Annotated in this window: 7 protein-coding genes; all 7 read left to right on the forward strand. The window is 70.1% G+C overall.

What is annotated here, in order from left to right; translation table 11 throughout:
* The coding region (locus ACIRA5_RS35960) for a phosphopantetheine-binding protein (protein ID WP_403698174.1) at positions 1-943 on the forward strand (943 nt) is incomplete at its 5' end.
* Positions 943-14,604: an amino acid adenylation domain-containing protein gene (locus ACIRA5_RS35965; RefSeq protein WP_403698176.1), complete on the forward strand. Its 13,662-nt coding sequence runs from the start codon at positions 943-945 to the stop codon at positions 14,602-14,604. The genes ACIRA5_RS35960 and ACIRA5_RS35965, both read left to right, overlap by 1 nt.
* 111 nt (positions 14,605-14,715) lie before the next feature.
* Positions 14,716-15,834 carry a 4-hydroxyphenylpyruvate dioxygenase gene (gene hppD, locus ACIRA5_RS35970; RefSeq protein WP_403698177.1) on the forward strand — a complete coding sequence of 373 codons (1,119 nt, stop codon included), beginning with the start codon at positions 14,716-14,718 and terminating at the stop codon, positions 15,832-15,834.
* Complete coding sequence (locus ACIRA5_RS35975; protein ID WP_403698179.1) at positions 15,831-17,018, forward strand: alpha-hydroxy acid oxidase; 1,188 nt, start codon at positions 15,831-15,833, stop codon at positions 17,016-17,018. Before hppD ends, ACIRA5_RS35975 begins: the two co-directional genes overlap by 4 nt.
* Positions 17,012-18,319 carry a PLP-dependent aminotransferase family protein gene (locus ACIRA5_RS35980; RefSeq protein ID WP_403698181.1) on the forward strand — a complete coding sequence of 436 codons (1,308 nt, stop codon included), beginning with the start codon at positions 17,012-17,014 and terminating at the stop codon, positions 18,317-18,319. Before ACIRA5_RS35975 ends, ACIRA5_RS35980 begins: the two co-directional genes overlap by 7 nt.
* Complete coding sequence (locus tag ACIRA5_RS35985) at positions 18,319-21,972, forward strand: ABC transporter ATP-binding protein (protein ID WP_403698183.1); 3,654 nt, start codon at positions 18,319-18,321, stop codon at positions 21,970-21,972. Before ACIRA5_RS35980 ends, ACIRA5_RS35985 begins: the two co-directional genes overlap by 1 nt.
* Positions 21,973-22,052: 80 nt before the next feature.
* Positions 22,053-22,880 (forward strand): phytanoyl-CoA dioxygenase family protein, encoded by an 828-nt coding sequence (locus ACIRA5_RS35990; protein ID WP_403698185.1) that lies wholly within the window; start codon positions 22,053-22,055, stop codon positions 22,878-22,880.
* Positions 22,881-22,948 lie beyond the last annotated feature (68 nt).

Genomic DNA, 22,948 nt, shown 5'->3' on the forward strand with positions numbered 1-22,948 from the left:
GCACAACTACTACGGTCCGACCGAGTCGCACGTGATCACAGCACTGACGTTGGAGGGCGAGCCGGCCGAGTGGCCGGTGTTCCCGTCGATCGGTGTGCCGGTGGCCAACAGCCAGGTGTATGTCGTGGACGGCAACCTCCAGCCTGTGCCGGTGGGCGTTGCTGGCGAGCTCTACCTGGCGGGTGTGCAGCTCGCGCGCGGTTATCTCAACCGTCCGGGGTTGACGGCGGAGCGTTTCGTCGCCAACCCGTACGGGGCTGCGGGTGAGCGGATGTATCGCACGGGTGATCTGGCTCGCTGGACCTCTGATGGGACGGTGGAATTCCTGGGGCGTGCGGACTTCCAGGTGAAGATCCGTGGGTTCCGTGTCGAGCTGGGTGAGGTAGAAGCGGCGCTGGCCGCGCACCCGCAGGTCGCTCAGGTAGCCGTGGTGGCGCGTGAGGATCGGCCGGGAGACAAGCGCCTGGTCGCCTACGTTGTTCCGAAGGCAGATGGCGGGGATCTGGATCCGTCTGGGCTGCGGCGGTTTGTTGGGGAGGGTCTGCCGGAATTTATGGTTCCGGCCGCGGTGATGGTGCTGGAGTCGTTCCCGGTGACGGCGAACGGGAAGCTGGACCGTCGTGCGCTTCCCGCGCCCGAGTACGCTTCCGCGGCCGCCTCGCGGGCTCCGCGCAATCCGCGCGAGGAAGTCCTGTGTGCGGTCTTCGCTGAAGTCCTCGGTCTGGACAAGGTCGGCATCGACGACAGTTTCTTCGACCTGGGCGGCCACTCCCTCCTCGCCACCCGCATCGCCAGCCGCATCCGCACCGAACTAAACGTAGAAATTCCGCTTCGGGCCCTGTTCGAAGCTCCCGATGTTGCCAGCCTCAGTGAACGGTTGGGGGCAGCGGAGAAGTCCCGCCGGCCCGCTCTGCGGCGGATGCCGCGCCCCCAGGAGAAGTGATGATTCCTCTTTCTTTTTCGCAGCGTCGTCTCTGGTTCCTCAACCGCTTTGAGGGAGCAAGCGTTTCGACGTACAACCTCCCCATCGCACTCCGTCTGAGCGGTGAGCTCGACCGCGAGGCGCTGGCCGCTGCTCTGCGCGACGTAGTAGAGCGGCACGAGAGCCTGCGCACCGTCTTCCCTGAGGGAGAGGACGGCACGCCGTTCCAGAGGATCCTCGACACGGAGCAGGCATGGACGGGGCTGGACGTGATCTCCACGTCCGAGGGTGAGTTGGACGAACTCATCGTCTCTTTCCGGCAGGTCGGGTTCGATGTGACCGTCGACGTTCCGATCCGCGCCCGCCTGTTCTCCCTGAGTAGTGACTCGCACGTCCTGGTGGTGGTGCTGCACCACATCGCGGGTGACGGCTGGTCTATGGCGCCGCTGGCGCGGGACGTCGCGGGCGCATACGAGGCACGGGCTGAGGGCCGTATCCCGGACTGGGAGCCGCTGCCGGTCCAGTACGCCGACTACGCAATGTGGCAACTGGAACTGCTGGGGGAGGAGTCCGACCCGGAAAGTGTGCTGAGCCGCCAGGTCGCCCACTGGAGCGAGGCGCTCGCGGGCCTCCCGGAGCAGCTCGAACTGCCGACGGACCGGGCGCGGCCTGCTGCGGCCTCGTACGCCGGTGACCGTGTGCCCGTGGAGATCGACGCCGAACTGCATTCCGGTCTCGGCGCGTTGGCGCGCGAATCAGGCGCGAGCATGTTCATGGTCGTCCAGGCGGCTTTCGCCGCGCTGTTGTCGCGCTTGGGTGGGGGCACGGACATCCCGATCGGCGCGCCCATCGCGGGCCGCACGGACGAGGCGCTGGACGATCTGGTCGGGTTCTTCGTCAACACCCTCGTTCTGCGCACGGACCTTTCCGGCAACCCCACCTTCCGCGGACTCCTCGCACAGGTGCGCACGTCCGTCCTCTCCGCGCACGAGCACCAGGAGGTGCCGTTCGAGCACCTGGTGGAGGTTCTGAACCCGGCGCGTTCCATGTCCCGCCACCCGCTCTTCCAGGTCGCGCTCGCCTTCCAGAACAACACGCAGGCGGAACTCCAGCTCAAGGGGCTCACCCTGAGCCTCGTGGACTTCGCCGCGGACACCGCCAAGTTCGACCTGTCCCTCGGCATTTCGGAGCAGTTCACCGAGCAGGGCACGCCGGCCGGTCTGACGGGTGTCTTCGAGTTTGCGACGGATTTGTTTGATCGTTCGACGGTTGAGTCGTTCGTGGTGTATCTGCGTCGTTTGCTGGTGGGTGTTGTTGCTGATCCTGATGTGTTGGTGGGGTCGGTGGACATCCTTGATGTGGGGGAGCGGCGGGATCTTTTGTCGGGGTGGCAGGGGGTGGGGTCTGATGTGGTGGTGGCTCCGTTGCCTGTGTTGTTTGAGCGGCAGGTTGCTCGTACTCCGGATGCCGTTGCAGTGGTGTGCGGTGATGGGGTTGTTTCGTATGCGGAGTTGAATGCGCGTGCGAATCGTTTGGCGCGGTTGTTGGTGGGTCGTGGTGTAGGTCCGGAGTCGGTTGTGGCGTTGGTGTTGCCGCGGTCGGTGGATCTGTTGGTGGCGATGCTGGGGGTGTTGAAGGCTGGTGGTGCGTATGTGCCGGTCGATCCGCAGTATCCGGTGGAGCGTGTGCAGTTCATGCTCGAGGACGCTGATCCGATTGCGGTCGTGGTCGTGGATGATTCCGGCATCGGGATTCCGGAGGGTGTCGCTCGGGTTTTGGTCCGTGATTCCGAGAGGGGTTTCGCTTCCGGTGATCTCTCTGATGGTGAGCGGTTGTCGGTGTTGGGTGTGGATGGTGCGGCGTATGTGATTTATACGTCGGGTTCGACGGGGCGTCCTAAGGGTGTGGTGGTTTCGCATCGGGGTGTGCCGAATTTGGCGGCGGATCATATTGCTCGTCTGGGTGTGACGGGTGGGAGTCGTCTGTTGCAGTTTGCGTCGCCGAGTTTTGATGCGGCGGTGGCGGACATTTGGCCGGCGTGGTTGGCGGGTGCGGCGTTGGTGGTGGCGTCGGCTGAGGAGCTGGTGCCGGGTCCGGCGTTGGCGGATCTGATCGTGCGGTCGGGGGTGACGCATGCGACGTTGCCGCCGGCGGTGTTGCCGGTGCTGGAGGCTGAGGGTGGTCTGCCGGAGTCGGTGACGTTGATCGTGGCGGGTGAGGCGTGTCCGCCGGATGTCGCGGCGCGTTGGGCGCGGGGCCGGCGGATGTTGAATGTGTATGGTCCGACGGAGGCGACGGTTGCCTCGGCGGCGAGTGATCCGTTGGCGGGGGGTGTGGTGGCGGTGCCGCCGATCGGGCGGCCGTTGTGGAACACCCGCGCCTACGTCCTGGACCGGAACCTTCAGCCCGTCCCGGCCGGTGTGACGGGAGAGCTCTATCTCGCGGGTGTCCAGCTTGCTCGTGGGTATCTGAATCGCCCTGGCCTGACCGCGGAGCGGTTCGTCGCCGACCTGCACGGGATGCCGGGTGAGCGGATGTACCGCACGGGGGATGTGGCGCGTTGGCGTGCGGACGGCAATCTGGAGTACGTAGGGCGCGCGGATGATCAGGTGAAGCTGCGGGGCTTCCGCATCGAGCTGGGTGAGATCGAGGCGGTCCTGACCGGCCATCCGCGGGTCGCTCAGGCCGTGGTACTGGTGCGGGAAGACCGGCCCGGTGACAAGCGCCTGATCGCCTACGTCGTCCCGTCGAACGGCGCCGAACAGCCGGACCCGGCCGCACTGCGCCGCTACGCCGGTGAGAGCCTGCCGGAGTTCATGGTCCCGGCCGCGGTGATGGTCCTGGACGCGTTCCCGCTCACGGTCAACCGCAAGATCGACCGCCGTGCCCTGCCCGCCCCCGAGTACGGGGCAAGTGCTGCTTCACGCGCTGCGCGCAACGCGCGGGAAGAGGCTCTGTGCGCGGTGTTTGCCGAGGTCCTCGGCCTGGAGACGGTCGGCATCGACGACAGCTTCTTCGACCTGGGCGGCCACTCCCTGCTCGCCACCCGCGTCGTCAGCCGCATCCGTACCACCCTCGGCGTCGAGATTCCGCTGCGGGCACTGTTCGAGACGCCGACCGTCGCTCAACTCGCCGAGGAGATAGGCGGGGCTGCGGGCGCTCGGACCGCGCTGGTCGCCGGAGAACGGCCGGCAGAGGTCCCGTTGTCGTTCGGCCAGCGACGTCTCTGGTTCCTCAACCGCCTCGAAGGCGCAGAGGCAGCGACGTACAACATGCCGGTCGTCCTGCGCCTGACCGGCGACCTCGACCAGGCTGCCCTCCAGGCCGCCTTCCATGACGTGGTCGTACGTCACGAGAGTCTCCGCACCGTCTTCCCGGAGAACTCCGCCGGAGAGCCCTACCAGCACGTCCTCGTGCCCCACGCCCCGCAGAGTGCCGAACTCACGGTGGAGGAAGTGGAGATCTCGGTCTTGGCGGAGCGCCTCGCGGCCCTTGTGGGTACCGGCTTCGACTTGACCACCGAAATTCCCCTTCGTGCACGCCTCTTGGCGATGGGTGACGGATCGCACGTCCTCGTTGTGGTGCTGCACCACATCGCGGGCGACGGCTGGTCTATGGCGCCGCTGGCGCGTGACATCGCCACCGCGTACGCGGCACGTGCCGAGGGCCGCGGCCCGGACTGGGAGCCGCTCCCCATCCAGTACGCCGACTTCAGCCTCTGGCAGCGCGACCTGCTGGGCAGCGAAGACGATCCCGACAGCCTGGCTTCGCGCCAGCTCGCCCACTGGGCCGCGGCTCTGGACGGCGTACCCGACGAACTGGAGCTGCCGACGGACCGGCCGCGCCCTGCCGTGGCGTCTCATCGCGGCGACACGGTGCCGTTCGCGGTCGATGCGCAGACCCACGACCGCCTCGTCGAACTCTCGCGGGAGTCAGGTGCGAGTGTGTTCATGGTGCTCCAGGCCGCGCTGGCCACGCTGTTGTCGCGGCTGGGTGCCGGTACGGACGTTCCCATCGGCTCGCCGATCGCCGGTCGTACCGACGAAGCGCTGGACGATCTGGTCGGGTTCTTCGTCAACACGCTTGTCCTGCGCACGGATCTCTCCGGTGATCCGACCTTCCGTGAGCTGATCGCGCGCGTCCGGGAGACGGACCTGGCGGCCTACGCCCACCAGGACGTGCCCTTCGAGCACCTCGTCGAGGTCCTGAATCCGGCGCGCTCAATGTCCCGCCATCCGCTCTTCCAGGTGATGCTCGCCCTCCAGAACAACGACGAGGCAGACCTGCGCCTGCCCGGCCTCACCGTGTCGGCCGGAGTCGATGAGGCGGCCCGCGTCTCGGCCGCCCGTTTCGACCTCACCGTCAACGTCGGCGAGCGCCACACCGAGAGCGGCGAGGCGGCCGGGCTGGCCGGTGTCTTCGAGTACGCGACCGATCTGTTCAACCGCACCACGATCGAACGCATGGTCGAGCGTTTCGGTCTGTTCCTCGCCCACGCCGTACGGAACCCGGACGCACGCCTGGCGGATCTGGAACTCCTCCCCGAGCAGGAGCGCCACCAACTCCTCGTCGATTGGCAGGGTCCGGCCCGGTCCGAGAACGACGCATCGGCGATCAGCGGAGGGTCGGCCACCGTGCCGGCGATGTTTGCCGCCGCCGCAGCCCGTACGCCTGAGGCGGTCGCCGTCGAGGGCGGCGAAATCCGGTGGACGTTCGCCGAACTCGACGCCCGCTCACGGCTCGTGGCCGAACGCCTGACCGCGCTCGGTGTCGCCGCGGAGACCCCGGTCGCCGTACTCATGGAGCGTTCGGCGGACCTGATCGCGGCTCTGCTCGCCGTGCTCCGGGCCGGCGGTACGTACGTACCGCTGCACACGGGCTACCCGGTCGCACGCATGCGAGCGGTCCTGGACGAGGCCGACGCGCCGGTCCTGCTGACCGATGCGACGTTCGCTGGGCATGCCCTGGCCGCCGCGCAGCGGGACAAGGGCGTCGCGGTCCTCGTCATCGATGACGTCGCCTCCACAGCTGAGTCCACCACCGTGACCGATGCGGCAGCGGACGAGGCGGACGTGCTTCCGGACGCCCTGGCGTACGTGATGTACACGTCCGGCTCCACCGGTGTGCCCAAGGGCGTGGCCGTCTCGCACCGCAATGTCATGGACCTCGTCGTGGACTCGGGCTGGAACGTAGGCCCAGGGGACAGCGTGCTGATGCACGCCCCGCACGCCTTCGACATCTCCGTGTACGAGATTTGGGTCCCGCTGCTGAACGGCGCCCGCGTCGTGGTGGCACCCGAAGGCGCCCTGGAAGCGGCGGACTTGGACCACCTGGTGCGGTCGTACGAGGTGTCGCACCTCCACCTCACAGCGGGCCTCTTCCGCGTCATGGCCGAAGAGCTGGTCACGGCCTTCTCCCGTACGCGGGAGGTTCTCACCGGTGGCGACGTGATCTCGGCTGACGCGATGCGCCACGTGTTGACCCACTGTCCCGAGACGAACCTGCGCACGCTGTACGGTCCGACCGAGACGACCCTGTGCGTGACGGGCACCGTATGGCGGGAAGCCGACGACGTCACCAGCCCTGTGCCGCTGGGGCGGCCGCTGGAGCAGACGCGTGCGTACGTCCTGGACCGCACGCTGCGACCGGTGCCCGCCGGAGTCACGGGTGAGCTGTACCTCGCGGGCGCCGGACTGGCCCGCGGCTACCTGAACCGCCCTGGCCTTACCGCCGAGCGGTTCGTCGCCGACCCGTTCGGGGCACCGGGGGAGCGGATGTATCGCACTGGTGACCTGGCCCGCTGGGAGGCCTCCGGCATCCTGGAGTTCCTGGGCCGGACCGACGAGCAGGTCAAGATCCGCGGCTACCGCGTCGAGTTGGGCGAGGTGGAGTCGGCCCTGTCGGCGCATCCGCGGATCGCGCAGGTGGCAGTGATAGCCCGCGAGGACCGGCAGGGGGACAAGCGCCTTGTCGCGTACGTCGTGACGGCGGCGAATGGCGCTGAACAGCCGGATTCGGCCGAACTGCGGCAGTACGTCGCGGACAGCCTGCCCGAGTTCATGGTCCCGTCGGCCGTGGTCGTCCTCGGAGCCCTTCCGCTGACTCCCAACGGCAAGCTCGACCGCCGTGCCCTGCCCGCGCCGGCGTACGAGACGGCGGCGACCTCTCGCGCGCCGCGCAGCGCCCATGAAGAGGTGCTCTGCGCGGTCTTCGGGGAAGTTCTCGGCCTGGAGCGGATTGGGATCGACGACAGCTTCTTCGACCTGGGCGGCCACTCCCTGCTGGCCACCCGCGTGGTGAGTCGCGTCCGTACCGCTCTCGGAGTGGAACTGCCTCTGCGCGCCCTGTTCGAAGCACCTACCGTGGCGCAATTGGCCGCGTACATGGGCGAGGCCGGGCCTGCTCGAACGCCGCTCGTGGCGGTGGAGCGGCCGGCGGTGGTGCCGTTGTCGTTTGCGCAGCGTCGGATGTGGTTCCTGAACCGGTTCGAGGGTGCGTCGGCGTCGCTGTACAACATGCCGGTGGTGCTACGGATGGACGGTGTGTTGGATCGCGCGGCACTGGCCGCGGCGCTGGGGGATGTCGTCGGACGGCACGAGTCGCTGCGGACGGTGTTCCCGGAGGGGGCGGACGGTGTTCCGTTCCAGGAGATCCGTCCGGCTGGTGCCGGTCTGATGACCGTGCACATGGAGTCCGCGACGGAGGAGTCGCTGGTCGACCTCGTGGCCGCGTTCACCGGGCGCGGTTTCGACCTGACCTGTGAACTGCCTCTGAGAGTGAGTGTTTTCGACGTCGGCGGAGCGAGTCACGTACTCGTGGTGGTGCTGCACCACATCGCGGGCGACGGCTGGTCCATGGCACCGCTGGCGCGGGATGTCGCGGCCGCGTACGCGGCACGCACCGAGGGCCGTGCTCCGGCCTGGGATCCGCTGCCGGTGCAGTACGCCGATTACGCGTTGTGGCAGCGGGAGCTGTTGGGCGAGGAGTCTGACCCGGAAAGCGTGCTGAGCCGTCAGGTCGCCTACTGGACACGGACACTTGCCGGTGTCCCGGAGCGTTTGGAGCTGCCGACGGACCGTCCGAGGCCCGCGGTGGCCACATTCGGTGGTGACAGCGTCGCAGTGGAGCTCGGCCCGGAGCTCCACGCGTCCCTGGTCCTGCTCGCCCGAGAGTCCGGCGCGAGCGTCTTCATGGTGCTCCAGGCGGCCTTCGCCACGCTTCTGTCGCGGCTGGGTGCGGGGACGGACATTCCGATCGGTTCGCCGGTCGCGGGTCGTACGGACGAGGCGTTGGATGATCTGGTCGGGTTCTTCGTGAACACGCTGGTGCTGCGCACGGACCTGTCCGGTGATCCCACGTTCCGTGAGCTGATCGGGCGGGTGCGGGAGACGGACCTGGCGGCTTACGCCAATCAGGACGTGCCCTTCGAGCACCTGGTGGAGGTGCTCAACCCGACGCGCTCCCTGTCCCGCCACCCGCTCTTCCAGGTCATGCTCGCCCTCCAGAACAACACACGGGCCGAGCTGCGGCTGTCTTCACTGGAGATGATCGGGCAGGTTTCCAGCAGCACCAGCTCCAAGTTCGACCTCTTCCTCACCATGAGCGAGCAACGGAACGGCGAGGGTGCCCCCGCGGGACTGGCCGGCGTGCTGGAGTTCGCGACCGACCTCTTCGACCGTTCCTCGGCCGTGCGTCTGGTGGAGCGGTTCGTCCGCTTGCTGACCGAGGTCGTGGCGTCCCCGGACGTGCGGGTGGGCTCCACTCGGGTGTTGTCGGCGGGTGAGTGTGCGGAGCTGGTCTCGGCCTTCAACGACACAGCGGTGGACGTACCGTGGGTGTCACTCCCCGAGCTGTTCGCGCGTCGCGTCGCGCAGTCTCCGGATGCGTTGGCCGTCGTCTTCGAGGACGTGCGGCTGACGTACGCGGAGCTGGACGCCGCATCGACCCGACTGGCGCACGTTCTGCGCGGTGCGGGTGCGCGACCGGGGAAGACGGTGGCCCTGATGCTGCCGCGCTCCCAGTGGCTGCCGGTGGCGTTGCTGGCCGTGGTCAAGACCGGTGCCGCCTACCTGCCCGTGGATCCGGACTACCCGGCGGATCGGATCGCGTATATGTTCGAGGATGCCGACCCGGTGTCCGTGATCACGGCCACCGGCACGGTGGACAACATCCCCGCCGACGTGTCCCCCGAGGCGATCGTCGTCGACGCACCCGGCTTCGCCCAGACCCTGGCCGAGGTCGCTTCCGGTCCGGTCGAGGTCCAGGACCTGCGGCCCGAGCACTCTGTCTACCTGATCTACACCTCCGGCTCCACAGGGCGCCCGAAGGGCGTCGTCCTCCCTTCCGGCGCCATGGTCAATCTGCTGGCCTGGCACGAGCGGACTCGTCCCGAGGGTGTCGGGGTGGTCACCGCCAACTTCACGTCGATCAGCTTCGACGTGGCGGCGCAGGAGCTCTTCACCACACTTTGGTCCGGACGCACCCTCGCCGTTCCCCGCGACGAAGTACGCCGCCACCCCGGCGACTTCGCGCGCTGGCTGGACCGGTACCGGGTGAACGAGTTGTTCGCCCCCAACCTGATGGTCGAGGCCCTCGCCGGGGCTGCCGCCGAGCTCGGGCTCTCACTGCCCGAGCTGCGTGACGTGGCGCAGGCGGGCGAGGCCCTGACCCTGCACGATCGGGTGCGGGAGTTCTTCGCGGCGGTGCCGGGCGGGCGCAGGCTGCACAACCACTACGGGCCCACCGAGTCGCACGTCGTCACGACGCTGGCCCTGCACGGCGATTCCGGCGACTGGCCGGTGTCCCCGTCGATCGGTGCGCCGGTCGACAACAGCCAGGTCTACGTCCTCGACGCCGGCCTCCGGCCCGTCCCCGTGGGCGTGACCGGTGAGCTCTACCTCGCGGGCGCCCAGCTGGCGCGCGGCTACCTCAACCGCCCTGGCCTCACGGCCGAGCGATTCGTCGCCAACCCCTACGGCACCGCCGGTGAGCGCATGTATCGCACGGGTGACCTGGCCCGCTGGCGGGGGGACGGTACGCTGGAGTTCCTGGGGCGCGCCGACTTCCAGGTCAAGATCCGCGGCTACCGGATCGAGCCGGCCGAGGTGGAGTCGGTGCTGGCCGCCCACCCGCAGGTCGCCCAGGTGGCGGTCCTCGCGCGTGAGGACCGGCCGGGGGACAAGCGACTGGTCGCCTACGTCGTACCGGCGAACAGCGCCGAACAGCCGGAGCCGTCCGCGCTGCGGCGGTACGTCGGTGAGGGCCTGCCCGAGTTCATGGTCCCCTCTGCCGTGGTGGTCCTGGACCATCTTCCGCTGACGGTCAACCGCAAGCTCGACCGCCGGGCCCTGCCCGCCCCCGAGTACGCCTCGGAGGCCGCCTCGCGCGGGCCGCGCACCGCGCACGAGGAAGTGCTGTGTGCGGTGTTCGGCGAGGTTCTCGGCCTGGAGACGGTCGGCATCGACGACGGGTTCTTCGACCTGGGCGGGCACTCGCTGCTCGCCACCCGCGTCGTCAGCCGCATCCGTACCGTCCTCGGTGTCGAGCTGCCGCTGCGGGCCCTGTTCGAGTCGCCCACCGTCGCCGAGCTCGCCCGGCACATCGGGCGGGCCGACACGGCGCGGGTGCCGCTCGCCCCGATGGAGCGCCCCGAGCGGCTGCCGCTGGCGTTCGCCCAGCGCCGCATGTGGTTCCTCAACCGGTTCGAGGGGGCGAGCGCGTCCACGTACAACCTGCCCATCACCCTGCGGCTGACGGGTGGACTCGACCGCACCGCCCTGGAGACAGCCCTCCAGAACGTCGTCGAGCGGCACGAGTCGCTGCGCACGCTCTTCCCCGAGGGCCCCGACGGTGTTCCGTACCAGAGGATCCTGTCGGCGGACGACGCGCGCATCGGACTCCCCGCGGTCGAGGTGGGGTCGGCGCCGGAATTGGAGGAGCGGCTCGCCGAGGAGGCGTCGCGAGGCTTCGACCTGACGAGGGAACTGCCACTGCGGGCCTCCTTGTTCGTCGCCGAGGATGGGACGCATGTCCTTCTCGTGGTGCTGCACCACATCGCGGGTGACGGCTGGTCGATGGCGCCGTTGGCGCGGGACATCACGACGGCGTACGCGGCACGCACCGAGGGGCGCGCTCCGCAGTGGGAGCCGCTTCCGGTGCAGTACGCGGACTACGCCTTGTGGCAGCGGGAGTTGCTGGGTGACGAGTCCGACCAGGGCAGCGTGCTCGGTGCCCAGTTGGCGCACTGGACCCGGGTGCTCGCCGGTCTGCCGGAGCAGCTTGAGCTGCCGACGGACCGGCCCAGGCCCGCGGTGGCCTCGTACCGGGGCGACAGTGTTCCGGTGGACGTCGCCGCCGGGCTGCACGCGGAGCTGGTCGCGCTGGCGCGTGAGTCGGGCGCGAGCATGTTCATGGTTCTCCAGGCGGCCTTCGCCGTTCTCCTGTCCCGTCTGGGTGCGGGTACGGACATCCCCATCGGCTCGCCGATCGCCGGCCGTACCGACGAAGCGCTCGACGACCTGGTCGGGTTCTTCGTCAACACGCTCGTCCTGCGCACGGACGTGTCCGGCGACCCGACGTTCCGTGAGCTGATTGAGCACGTACGCGAGACGGACCTGGCAGCGTACGCGCACCAGGACGTGCCCTTCGAGCACCTCGTCGAGGTGCTGAACCCTGCGCGGTCGATGTCCCGCCACCCGCTCTTCCAGGTCATGCTCGCCCTTCAGAACAACACCCGGGCCGAACTGCTCCTTCCGGGCGTGACGATGACCGGTCAATCGGCGCGGTCGGCGGTGGCGAAGTTCGACCTGTCGCTGGCGCTGCGCGAGGAGTACGCGTCCGACGGTGCACCGGTCGGCATCACCGGCGGGTTGGAGTTCGCCTCCGACCTGTTCGACGCCTCCACGGTCCGCGTCTTCGCCGACCGGTGGACCCGGCTGCTCGCGGCCCTCGTGGCAGAACCCGACCGGCCGATCGGTGACGCGGACACCCTCACCGCGGACGAGCGACGAGAACTCGTCGGGGAACAGGCCCCGGTCGTTGAACGGCTGGCGGACACACTGCCCGCGCTGTTCGAGGAGCAGGTGGCCCGGACGCCCGACGCCGTGGCGGTCGCCGGCGACGGCGTCCAGGTGACGTACGCCGAACTCGACGCTCGGGCGAACCGCATGGCCCGGCTCCTGGTGGGCCGGGGAGTCGGCCCCGAGTCGGTCGTCGGGCTGCTGCTGCCCCGCTCGGTGGAGCTGCTGGTAGCGATGGTCGCCGTCGCCAAGTCCGGGGGCGCGTACCTGCCGGTCGACCCGGGGTATCCGGCCGACCGCATCGCCCTGCTGCTGTCCGAGGCGAAGCCGGTCGTCCTGCTGACCGACGGGTCGGAGCACGAGGCGGTCGCCGGGCGGCACGACGCAGATGTGACCGTGCTGCGCCTGGCGGACCTCGAACAGGAGCTGTCGGGGCCGGGGACCGGCGGCCTGAGCAACGCCGAACGGCGAGCGGCGCTGTGCGCCGACCATCCCGCGTATGTGATCTACACGTCCGGTTCCACCGGCAAGCCCAAGGGAGTCGTGGCCACACACCGGGGCATCGGCGGGCACCTGCGGTGGATGGCGCGGGAGTATCCGCTCGACGGGCGCGACAGGGTGCTGGCGCGTACCTCGCCGAGCTTCGACGCCTCCGTGTGGGAGCTCTGGCTTCCCCTGGTGTCCGGAGCCACCGTGCAGGTGGTCCCGGCGGCGGTGGCGGCGGATCCGGAGCGCCTGACTGCGTACATGAGCGAGAACGGGACGACAGTCGCGCAGCTGGTGCCCTCCCTCGTCCCCGCCGTGTGCGACGCTGCGGAGGCTACCGGAGGAACGTCGACGCTGCGCCGGCTGTTCGTGGGCGGTGAGCCGCTTCCGGGCGCGATCGTGAAGCGCGTGTCCCGCGTCTGGGGCATGCCGTGCGTCAACCTGTACGGCCCGACCGAGACGACCGTGCAGGTCACCCACCGTGAGGTGGGGCCCGACGCCGCCGTGTCCGGTGAGTCCGTCGTGCCGCTGGGCGTTCCGGTCGCGGGCATGCGAGCGTACGTCCTCGACGGCCGCCTGCGGCCGGTTCCGGAGGGCGTGCCCGGCGAGCTGTATCTGGCGGGCCCCCAGGTGGCGCGCGGGTACGCGGGCCGCCCCGGTCTGACCGCGGAGCGGTTCGTCGCCGATCCGTACGGCCCGGCGGGCGGGCGAATGTACCGCACGGGCGACGTCGTACGGCGCCGTGGCGGTGAGCTGGAGTTCGTGGGGCGCGCCGACGACCAGGTCAAGCTGCGCGGCTTCCGCATCGAGCTCGGCGAGGTGGAGGCGGCCCTAGCCGCCCTGCCTGAGGTCGAGCGGGCTGCGGTCGCGGTGCGGGAGAACGCGCGCGGCGAGAAGGTGCTCGCCGCCTATGTGGTAGCGGCCGCAGGCGCGTCGGCGGACCCGGGTGCGCTGCGGCGCTCGCTCGCCGCGGTGCTACCGGACTTCATGGTGCCGACGGCGATCGTCGAGCTGGACGTGCTGCCGGTGGGCGTGCACGGAAAGCTGGACCGTCGTGCGCTGCCCGCGCCGGAACCGGGCGCCGCCACGCTGTCGGGCCGGGCACCGCGCAATCCCCAGGAAGAGGCGCTGTGCGGGTTGTTCGCCGAGGTGCTGGGGGTCGCGTCGGTGGGGATCGACGACAGCTTCTTCTCCCTGGGCGGGCACTCCCTGTCGGCGGTGCGCCTGGTGAGCCGCATCCGGTCGGTCTTCGGGGCGGAGCTGCCCGTACGGGCGTTGTTCGAGGCCCCGTCGGTGGCAGAGCTAGTCCACCGCTTCGGCACGGAGAGCGGTGGCCATGACGGTCTCGGGGTGCTGCTGCCGCTGCGTGAGGCCACCAGGCCTGCTGGATCCGGTCCGGCGCCGCTGTTCTGCGTGCACCCGGCGGGCGGACTGAGCTGGCCGTACGCGGGAATCCTCCCGCACCTGGAGCCCGACCAGCCCGTGTACGGTCTGCAGGCGCGCGGTATCGCCGAGCCCGCTGAACTCCCCCAAAGCATTGAGGAGATGGCCGCCGACTACGTGGCGCACATGCGCACCGTGCAGCCCGCCGGGCCGTACCGGATCCTGGGTTGGTCCCTGGGAGCGGTGATCGCGCACGCCGTGGCGACCGCGCTGCAGGACCAGGGCGAGACGGTGTCACTGCTCGCGCTGCTGGACGGCTATCCGGCGGTGGAGCCCGCCGAGGCGGTCACCGCCACCGACCAGGAGGCCGGGGAGCGACGGATCCTACGTGGCCTACTTCAGGGGATGGGGTTGGTGGACGCGTCGGACGAGGAGGGCCACGAGCCGTCACTGTCCGAGGCGATCGCGCTGCTGCGCGGGCAGGGCGGGGTGCTGGCCGGGTTCGACGAGGTGATGCTGGCGCGGCTGCTGGCAGCCTGTGTGAACGGGACGCGGCTCGCGGGCCGGTTCACGCCGTCGGTCTTCGACGGCGACGTCGTGTTCTTCACGGCGGCCGCAGAGCGTGTGGCGGATGGCGCCGCCGAGCACGGCGTCGACTTCTCGGTGTGGGAGCCGCACGTCGGTGGCTCCTTGGAGAACTACGACGTCGACTGCGCGCACACCGATATGACGGCCGCCGCGCCGATCCGGGAGATCTCCAGGGTGATCGCGCAGGAACTCCGCAAGCGCGGCTGAGGCCGCATCCCGGCGCACAACGAGCCCCCGGCCCTTGATGGATGACGTGGCACGGGCCCGTGGAGTTGCCATGGGCACGTGCCTGAGCAAGAGGAAGAAGGAAGCGAACTGATGCAGTACAGCCCTGCAGGGGAAGGTGTCCGGCTCGACCACGTCGAGTTCTTCGTGGCGGACGCGGCGGCCCACGCCGCTTCGATGGTGGACGAGTTCGGCTTCCGTGTCTGCGGATCCGCCGGCCTCGGGGAGGACGGCGCCGCGCGCTCGGTGGCGGTGCGCCAGGGCGACGCGGTCATCGTGTTCACCCAGGGCCTGAAGGAGGAGCACCCGGCCGCTGTGTACGTCACCCGGCACGGCGACGGCGTTGGCGGCATCACGCTGCGCGTCGACGACGTACGGGTGGTCTTCGCCCACGCTGTGGCCAACGGGGCGACTGTCATCGAGGAGCCGGTGGACCTGGTGGACGACGTGGTGGAGACCACCGCGGTGATCGGCGGATTCGGCGACGTCGTGCACCGGCTGGTCCAGCCCGCGCCGGGAGCCGACGTCCGCGGCGTCCTGCTTCCTGGGTTCGCGGCCGCCTCGGGCGCGGCCGCCTCGGCCGCCTCCGAGCGGGGCATCGTCCGCGGCATCGACCACTTCGCGGTGTGCCTGGAGGCCGACGGCCTCGTCCCGGCCGCCGAGTTCTACCGGCGCGCGCTCGGCTTCCGGGAGATATTCGAGGAGCGCATCATCGTCGGGGGCCAGGCGATGATCTCGAAAGTCGTGCAGAACGCCACGCACGACGTGACCTTCACCCTCATCGAGCCCGACCTGTCCGCCCAGCCGGGCCAGATCGACGCGTTCCTCAAGGACCACGGCGGGGCGGGGGTCCAGCACATTGCCCTGGCCGCCGGGGACATCGTCGGTACCGTCGGAGACCTTGCGAGCCGCGGCATCGGCTTCCTCACGACACCCGGTACCTACTACGACATGCTGGGCGACCGACTCTCCCCGGAGGCCTACACGGTGGAGCAGTTGAAGGGGCTGGGGATCCTGGCCGACGAGGACCACGGCGGACAGCTCTTCCAGATCTTCGCCAAGTCGACTCACCCGCGTCGGACGTTCTTCTGGGAGGTCATCGAGCGGCTCGGCGCCAAGAGTTTCGGGACGCGGAACATCAAGGCCCTGTACGAAGCCGTCGCCCGTGATCTGGAACAGGCCCACCCGGCCCGGGAAGGCGGTCGCGCATGAGCACCCTCGACACGACACCGCGCACCGAACCGGCCCACAGCGCACCGCGCCGCGCGGCGGGCAGCGCCCACTGGCTGACCTCCGCCGACGCCCAGCGGGCCGCCGACCTGGCCCTGCCCCAGGACGTCCGGGACTTCCTGGAGGGCGGCAGCGGCGCCGAGGCGACGCTCGCCGCCAACCGGGCCGCGTTCGAGGACCTCTTCCTCGTGCCGCGCGTCCTGGCGGACGTGTCCGGCACCGACACGGCGACCACCGTCCTCGGTGCCACCGCGGCCATGCCGGTGGGCATTGCGCCCATGGCTTACCAGCGGCTGTTCCACCCCGACGGCGAGCTGGCCGCCGCGCGCGCCGCCGAGGCGGCCGGTATCCCTTACGTGGCGGGGGTGCTGAGCACGTACACGCTGGAGGAGATCACTGCGGTCTGCTCGCAGACCTGGCTCCAGCTGTACTGGCTGCGTGACCGGATCCTGCTGACGGACCTGATCGACCGCGCCGAGGCCGCGGGCTGCGAGGCGCTCGTCCTGACGGTGGACGTCCCCCGGATGGGGCGGCGGCTGCGGGACATGCGCAACGCCTTCGTTCTCCCGCAGGACGTCGTGGCGGCCAACTTCCCCGCCGCCGCGACCCTTTCCGCACGCCGCGGCGCGGCCGGCATGTCGTCGGTGATGGTGCACACCAGCGAGGCGTTCGACCCGACCCTGACCTGGAACGACGTGGCCTGGCTGCGCGGGCAGACCGATCTGCCGCTGGTCCTCAAGGGCGTGCTGCACCCCGAGGACGCGGCGCGCGCCGCCGAACTGGGTGTCGACGCAGTCGTGGTGTCCAACCACGGGGGCCGTCAGCTGGACGGAGCGGTGGCCGGTCCGAACGTGCTGCCCGCCGTGCGCGACGCCGTCGAGGGCCGTGTCGAGGTGCTCCTCGACGGCGGCGCGCGGAGCGGTACGGACGTGCTCAAGGCGCTCGCGCTGGGGGCGTCGGCGGTGCTGGTGGGCCGCCCGGTCCTGTGGGGTCTTGCAGCCGACGGGCAGCGCGGCGTGGAGCGCCTCCTGTCGTTGCTGCGCACCGAGCTGGAGGACGCGCTGGCTCTGTCGGGCTGCGCGGACGTGACGCGGGCGCGGGGCCTGGACGTGGTGCCCCGGGGCGCCTCGCTCCCCTCCTCGGTGCGAAGGGGGCAGCGGTGGTGACGGCGGACCTGTTCGCGGCGGAGCTGCACTCCTCGCTGACCGACGCATTGCTGTCGTCGATGAACTTCCTCAACGAGGTGGCCCAGCGGTTTCCCGAGGCGATTTCCTTCGCCGCGGGCCGCCCGCACGAGGCGAACTTCGACGTGGCACTGATTCACGAGTACCTCGACACGTACTGTCGCCACCTGGCGGAGAGCGAGGGCCGCACCGAGGAGCAGGTGCGGCGCGCCCTGTTCCAGTACGGGCGCACCAAGGGCATAGTCCACGACCTCGTCGCCAGGAACCTGGAGGTCGACGAGGACATCGTCGTCGACCCCGAGGCGATCGTGGTGACCGTGGGCTGCCAGGAGGCCATGATTCTGACCCTGCGGGCGCTGCGCCGCGATGAGCGGGACGTCCTCCTGGCGGTGTCGCCGACGTATGTGGGGATCACAGGGGCAGCGCGGCTGGTGGACATGCCCGTGCTGCCGGTGCGCTCCGGAGACGGCGGCGTCGACCTGAACGACCTGGCCGCCGCGGTGCGGCGGGCCCGCTCCGAGGGGTTGCGGCCGCGCGCGTTCTACGTCGTCCCCGACTTCTCCAACCCGGCGGGTGAGACCCTGTCAATCGAGCAGCGCCGTGAACTCCTCCACATCGCGAATGAGTCCGGGCTATTGCTGCTGGAGGACAATCCGTACGGATTGTTCCGGGCGCGGGGCGAGCGGCTGCCGACGCTGAAGTCGCTGGACCGCGCCCGCCACGTGGTCTACCTCGGCTCATTCGCCAAGACCGGGCTGCCCGGCGCCCGCGTGGGGTACGTGGTGGCGGACCAGCTCGTCGACGGCGGAATGGGCGGTGCGCTCACGCTGTTCGCGGATGAACTCTCCAAGATCAAGAGCATGGTTACGGTCAACACGCCCCCCGTCGCGCAGGCGGTGATCGGCGGCAAGCTGATCGCCCACGACTACAGCCTGCTGCGGGCCAACGAGCGCGAGATCGCCACCTACGCCCGCAACCTGCGCCAGGTCCTCGATGGGCTCGAGCGCCGCTTCCCCCGCCCGTTCGACGGAGAAGCGCCTGAGGTCACCTGGAACACCCCGGCCGGAGGCTTTTTCGCCGTGGTGACCGTGCCCTTCGACGTCACCGACGAGCTCCTGGCGCTGTCGGCGGAGAAGTACGGGGTGATCTGGACCCCCATGCACCACTTCTACGACGGCGCGGGAGGTGAGCGCCAACTGCGCCTGTCCTGCAGTCTGCTGGAACCGGACACCCTCGACGAGGGGCTCGACAGGCTCGCCGCGTTTATCAAGGACCCGGTGTGATGCGCCAGGCGAAAGAGCGGCACCGCGCCAAACCGGCCCCCGCGGACCGAGGGCTGCGCCGCCTGCTGTCGTACAGCCTCCGCCACCGCCGTACGGTCGCGTGCGCGCTCGTCGCCACGCTGCTGGTCACCGGCGCGGCGCTGATGGTGCCGCTGATCCAGCGCACGGTCGTTGACCGGGTCGTTCTCACCGACGAACTCGGCCTGCTGCCTTGCGTGGCCGCCTTGGTCGCCACAGGCCTCGCGCGGTTCGGCGCGGGCGCCGCGCGGCGCTACCTCGCGGCCCGGCTCTCGTACGACGTCCAGTACGGCTTGCGCAACGACATCTTCCGCACCCTGTCGCAGCTCGACGGCGCGCGCCAGGACGAGTTGAGGGCCGGACAGGTCGTCAGCAGGGCGATCTCCGACCTCACCATGGTTCAAGGTCTGCTGATGCTCCTGCCCCATGTGCTCGCCGGCGTGCTGATGTTCGTCCTGGCGCTGGGCGTCATGCTGGTGCTGTCACCCGCCCTGACCCTGGTCATGCTGCTGGTGCTGCCGCTCCTGCTGCTCACCGCGCTGCACAGCGACCGGCGCATGTACGGGGCGGCCCGCGAGGCGCAGCAGCGCGAGGCGCTGGTCGCCGGGGTCGTCGACGACTCCATCGCCGGCGTCCGCGTCGTGAAGGGCTTCGCGCAGGAGGCACGGGAAATGCGGCGGCTGGAGGCGGCCGCGCGTCGACTGTTCACGGCCCGCTCCCGCGTCGTAGGGCTCAACGGCCTGTACGGCGCGACCCTGCAGGCCCTGCCGCTGCTCGGGCAGGTCGGCATCCTGGCCCTCGGGGGCTGGATGGCGGCCCGGGGGAACATCTCAGTCGGCACGTTCGTGGCGTTCTCCACGTACCTCGCCGAGATGGTTGTGCCCATGCGCGGCCTCGCCGCCCTGGTGACCGGGGTCCACCAGGCCCGCGCCAGCGTCGCGCGCGTCTTTGAACTCATCGATACCCGCCCACTGGTCACCGAGGCCCCCCAGGCGGTGGCCCTGTCCCCGGCGGCCCCGCCGACCGTCGAACTGGACAACGTGACCTTCGGATACGGCTCTGGGGCTCCGGTCCTGAAGGGGCTCACGCTGACGGTCGCGGCGGGGGAGACCCTCGCCCTGGTCGGGGCCCCGGGCTCGGGCAAGTCGACCGTGACGACGCTGCTGCCGCGCTTTTACGACGTACGGCAGGGAGCCGTCCGCGTCGGCGGCACCGACGTGCGTGAGCTGACGCTCGACTCGCTGCGCTCGGCTTTCGGCCTGGTGCCCGAGGACAGCTTCCTGTTCTCCGGCACCATTCGGGGCAACATCGCCTATGGCCGGCCCGACGCCACCGACGAGCAGGTGTGCGCAGCGGCCCGGGCGGCGGGCGCCGACCGGTTCGTGGAGGAGCTGCCCGAGGGCTACGACACCGCCGTCGGAGAACGGGGACTGACCCTGTCCGGCGGGCAGCGGCAGCGCCTCGCGCTCGCCCGCGCCCTGCTCACCGAGCCACGGATCCTGCTGCTCGACGACGCCACGTCGCACGTGGACCCGCGCACCGAGGCGGAGATCCACCGCACCCTGCGGCGCATCACCCGCGACCGCACCACCGTGCTCGTCGCCCGCCGCCGCTCCACCCTCGAACTGGCCGACCGCATCGCCGTACTCGACGAGGGACGGCTCGTGGACACGGGCACGCACAGCGACCTCATGGCCCGATGCGCCCGCTACCGGACGCTGCTCGCGCGGCAGGAAGAGACGGCGCCCGAAATCGCGTCGTCAGCGACGGAATCCGAACCACAGGTGGTACGGGCCGGGCCGGTGACCGTGACGGCGCCTTCCGGCGAGGTGCCGTCACGGCCCGCGCCGCGCGCGCTGGCCCGGCTCACCGGGGCAGCTGTCGCCCCCGCCCTGCGGCCCGAACCGGACTACGGCCCGTCGAGGCTGTTGAGGCCCTTCCGCGTGGCGCTCGCCGTCGGGGCACTGATGGTGGTGCTCGACGCCCTGGGCGGTGTCTTCGTCCCGCTGTTCATCCGCAGCGGGATCGACGACGGTGTCCGGCAGGCGGCCACGGAGGCAGTCCTGGCGATGGCCCTGGCGGCGGGGGCCGTCGTCGTCGCGGGCTGGGGCGTGAGCCTCGCGCAGATCCGCCTCAACGGCGCCACCGGCGAACGCATCCGGTATCTCCTTCGGATGCGGACCTTCGCCCATCTGCACCGGCTCGACCTCCAGTACTACGAACGCGAGCTGTCCGGGCGGATCATGACCCGGCTGACCGCCGACGTGGAGGCCGTGGCGTCGTTCGCGCAGACCGGGTTCGCCACGGCTGCCGTGAGCGTCCTGTCGACGCTCACCGTGCTGGCGGTGCAGTTCTCCCTGGACTGGCCGCTGGCGCTGGTGGTGTGCGGGGCCGTGCCGGTCCTGCTGCTGGTGACCGTCCTGTTCCGTCCCGCCTCGGCCAAGGCGTACGACGAGGCGCGTGAGAAGGCCGGCACGGTCAATGCCCTGCTGCGCGAGAGCACTGAAGGGCTGCGCGTGACCCAGGCCTTCGGTCGTACGGGCGCCGACGCCGAAAGCTTCGCGCACCATGGGGACGTGTACCGCCGGGCGCGTCTAAAAACGCAGCGGCTGATGGCGCTCTACTTCGGGTTCGTGGAGTTCTTGCCCGAAGCGGTCGCCTCTTGCGTCCTGGTGGTCGGTGCCAGCCGCGTCGCGGCCGGCACCCTCACCGTCGGCACCCTCGTCGTTCTGCTGCTGTACGTGTCGGCGTTCTTTGCCTCCGTATTGCAGTTGTCGCAGGTCCTCGACGGATACCAGCAGGCCTCGACTGGCTTCCGCCGCATCCAGGAGCTGTTCCACGACCCGGCGGGGACACCGCAGGCCGAGGAGCCCCTGCCGGTGGAACGGCTCGCCGGACACATCGAGTTCGAGGACGTCCGCTTCCGCTATCGGGGAGCGCACCGCGACGCCCTGGCGGGGATCGACCTCACCGTCCCGGCGGGGCAGACCCTCGCGCTGGTCGGTGAGACGGGCGCGGGCAAGTCGACCCTCGTCAAGCTCGTGGCGCGGTACTACGACGTCACCTCGGGCACCGTGCGCGTGGACGGCCACGACGTACGGGACCTGGATCGCGCCGCCTACCGGGGTCGCCTCGGCATCGTCCCCCAGGAGAGCCACCTGCAGGCGGGGACGGTTGCCGAGGCCATCGCCTACGGACGCCCCGGCGCGAGTGGCACCGAGATCGAGGCCGCGGCCCGGGCAGTGGGAGCGCACGACCTGCTCTCCCGGCTGCCCGGCGGCTACGCGCACCCCGTCGCCGAAGGCGGCCGGAACCTCTCCGCGGGGGAGCGGCAGCTGATAGCTCTGGCCCGGGCCCAACTCGTCGCGCCGGACGTCCTCATCCTGGACGAGGCCACCTCGGCGCTCGATCCGGCCACTGAGGCCGCCGTGTCGGAGGCGATCGGAAAGCTGAGCGCGGGCCGCACCGCGCTGATCGTCGCCCACCGGCCGGACACGGCGGCACGCGCCGACCGCGTCGTGCTCGTCGACGCCGGCAGCGTCGTCGAGTCGGGAACGCACGAGGAGCTGATGGCCGCGGGCGGGCGCTATGCCCGGCTGTGGCGGGGCGACGCCCTTGTCGACCTGCCCCTTTGAACCCTCTGACGGCCGCGTCCGGCCGTTACGCAATACGAGATCAACGAACGCGAGTTCAACGAACAGAGGAGAACCCTTCCATGACTGTGTCCACTGTCGCGGGGACGGCCTTGTCCGAACTGAAGTCTGCCTATGACAAGGACGGTTACTGCCCCTTGCCCCACCGGTTCGGCGAGGCCTCGGTCGAACTGCTGCGCCAGCGGGTGGCGGCGATCAGTGCCCAGTCCAGGCCGGAGGTGGTCCACGAGAAGGGCAGCGACATCGTTCGGGCCATCCACGGCTGCCACGAGTTCGACGAGGTGTGCGCGGCTCTCGTGCGCCACCCGGTGCTCGTGGAACTGGCTGAGACGCTGATCGGCGGGCCGGTCTACGTGTACCAGTTCAAGGTCAACCTGAAGCAGGCCCGCGAGGGCGCGGCCTGGCCATGGCACCAGGACTTCGCGTTCTGGAGCGAGGAGGACGGCATGCCGCGTCCCGACGCCATCAACTTCGCGATCCCGCTGGACGACGTGCACGAGGACAACGGTCCGCTGCTCGTCATCCCCGGCTCGCACGACCTCGGGCTGTTCGACCTGCCCGACCAGACGGCGCAGACCTCCAACTGGCGGCAGCACGTTTCGAACGACCTGGCCTACACGGTGAGCGCGGAACGCGCCGAGCGGATGGTAGAGGAACGTGGCAGGACCCTCATCCTGGGCGGCGCCGGCTCCCTACACGCGTTCCACCCGAGCATCGTGCACTCGTCGTCGAACAACAGCTCCGAAGACCGGCGCGCGCTGCTGTTGATCACCTATAACGCGGTCGACAACGCACCGGCCAACCCGACACGCCCGGCCTTCCTGGTCGGCCGGGACACGACACCGGTCGCGGCTCGCCATGACGAGCGTCTCGTGCTGGAGTCCGCATGACTCGACCGCCGCTCAGACGATGGCTGGGCAGACTGAACCACCTCATGCGGGCCCAGGCGGCCCCCGCG

This window comes from Streptomyces sp. NPDC096311 (assembly GCF_044763085.1).
Classification (GTDB): domain Bacteria; phylum Actinomycetota; class Actinomycetes; order Streptomycetales; family Streptomycetaceae; genus Streptomyces.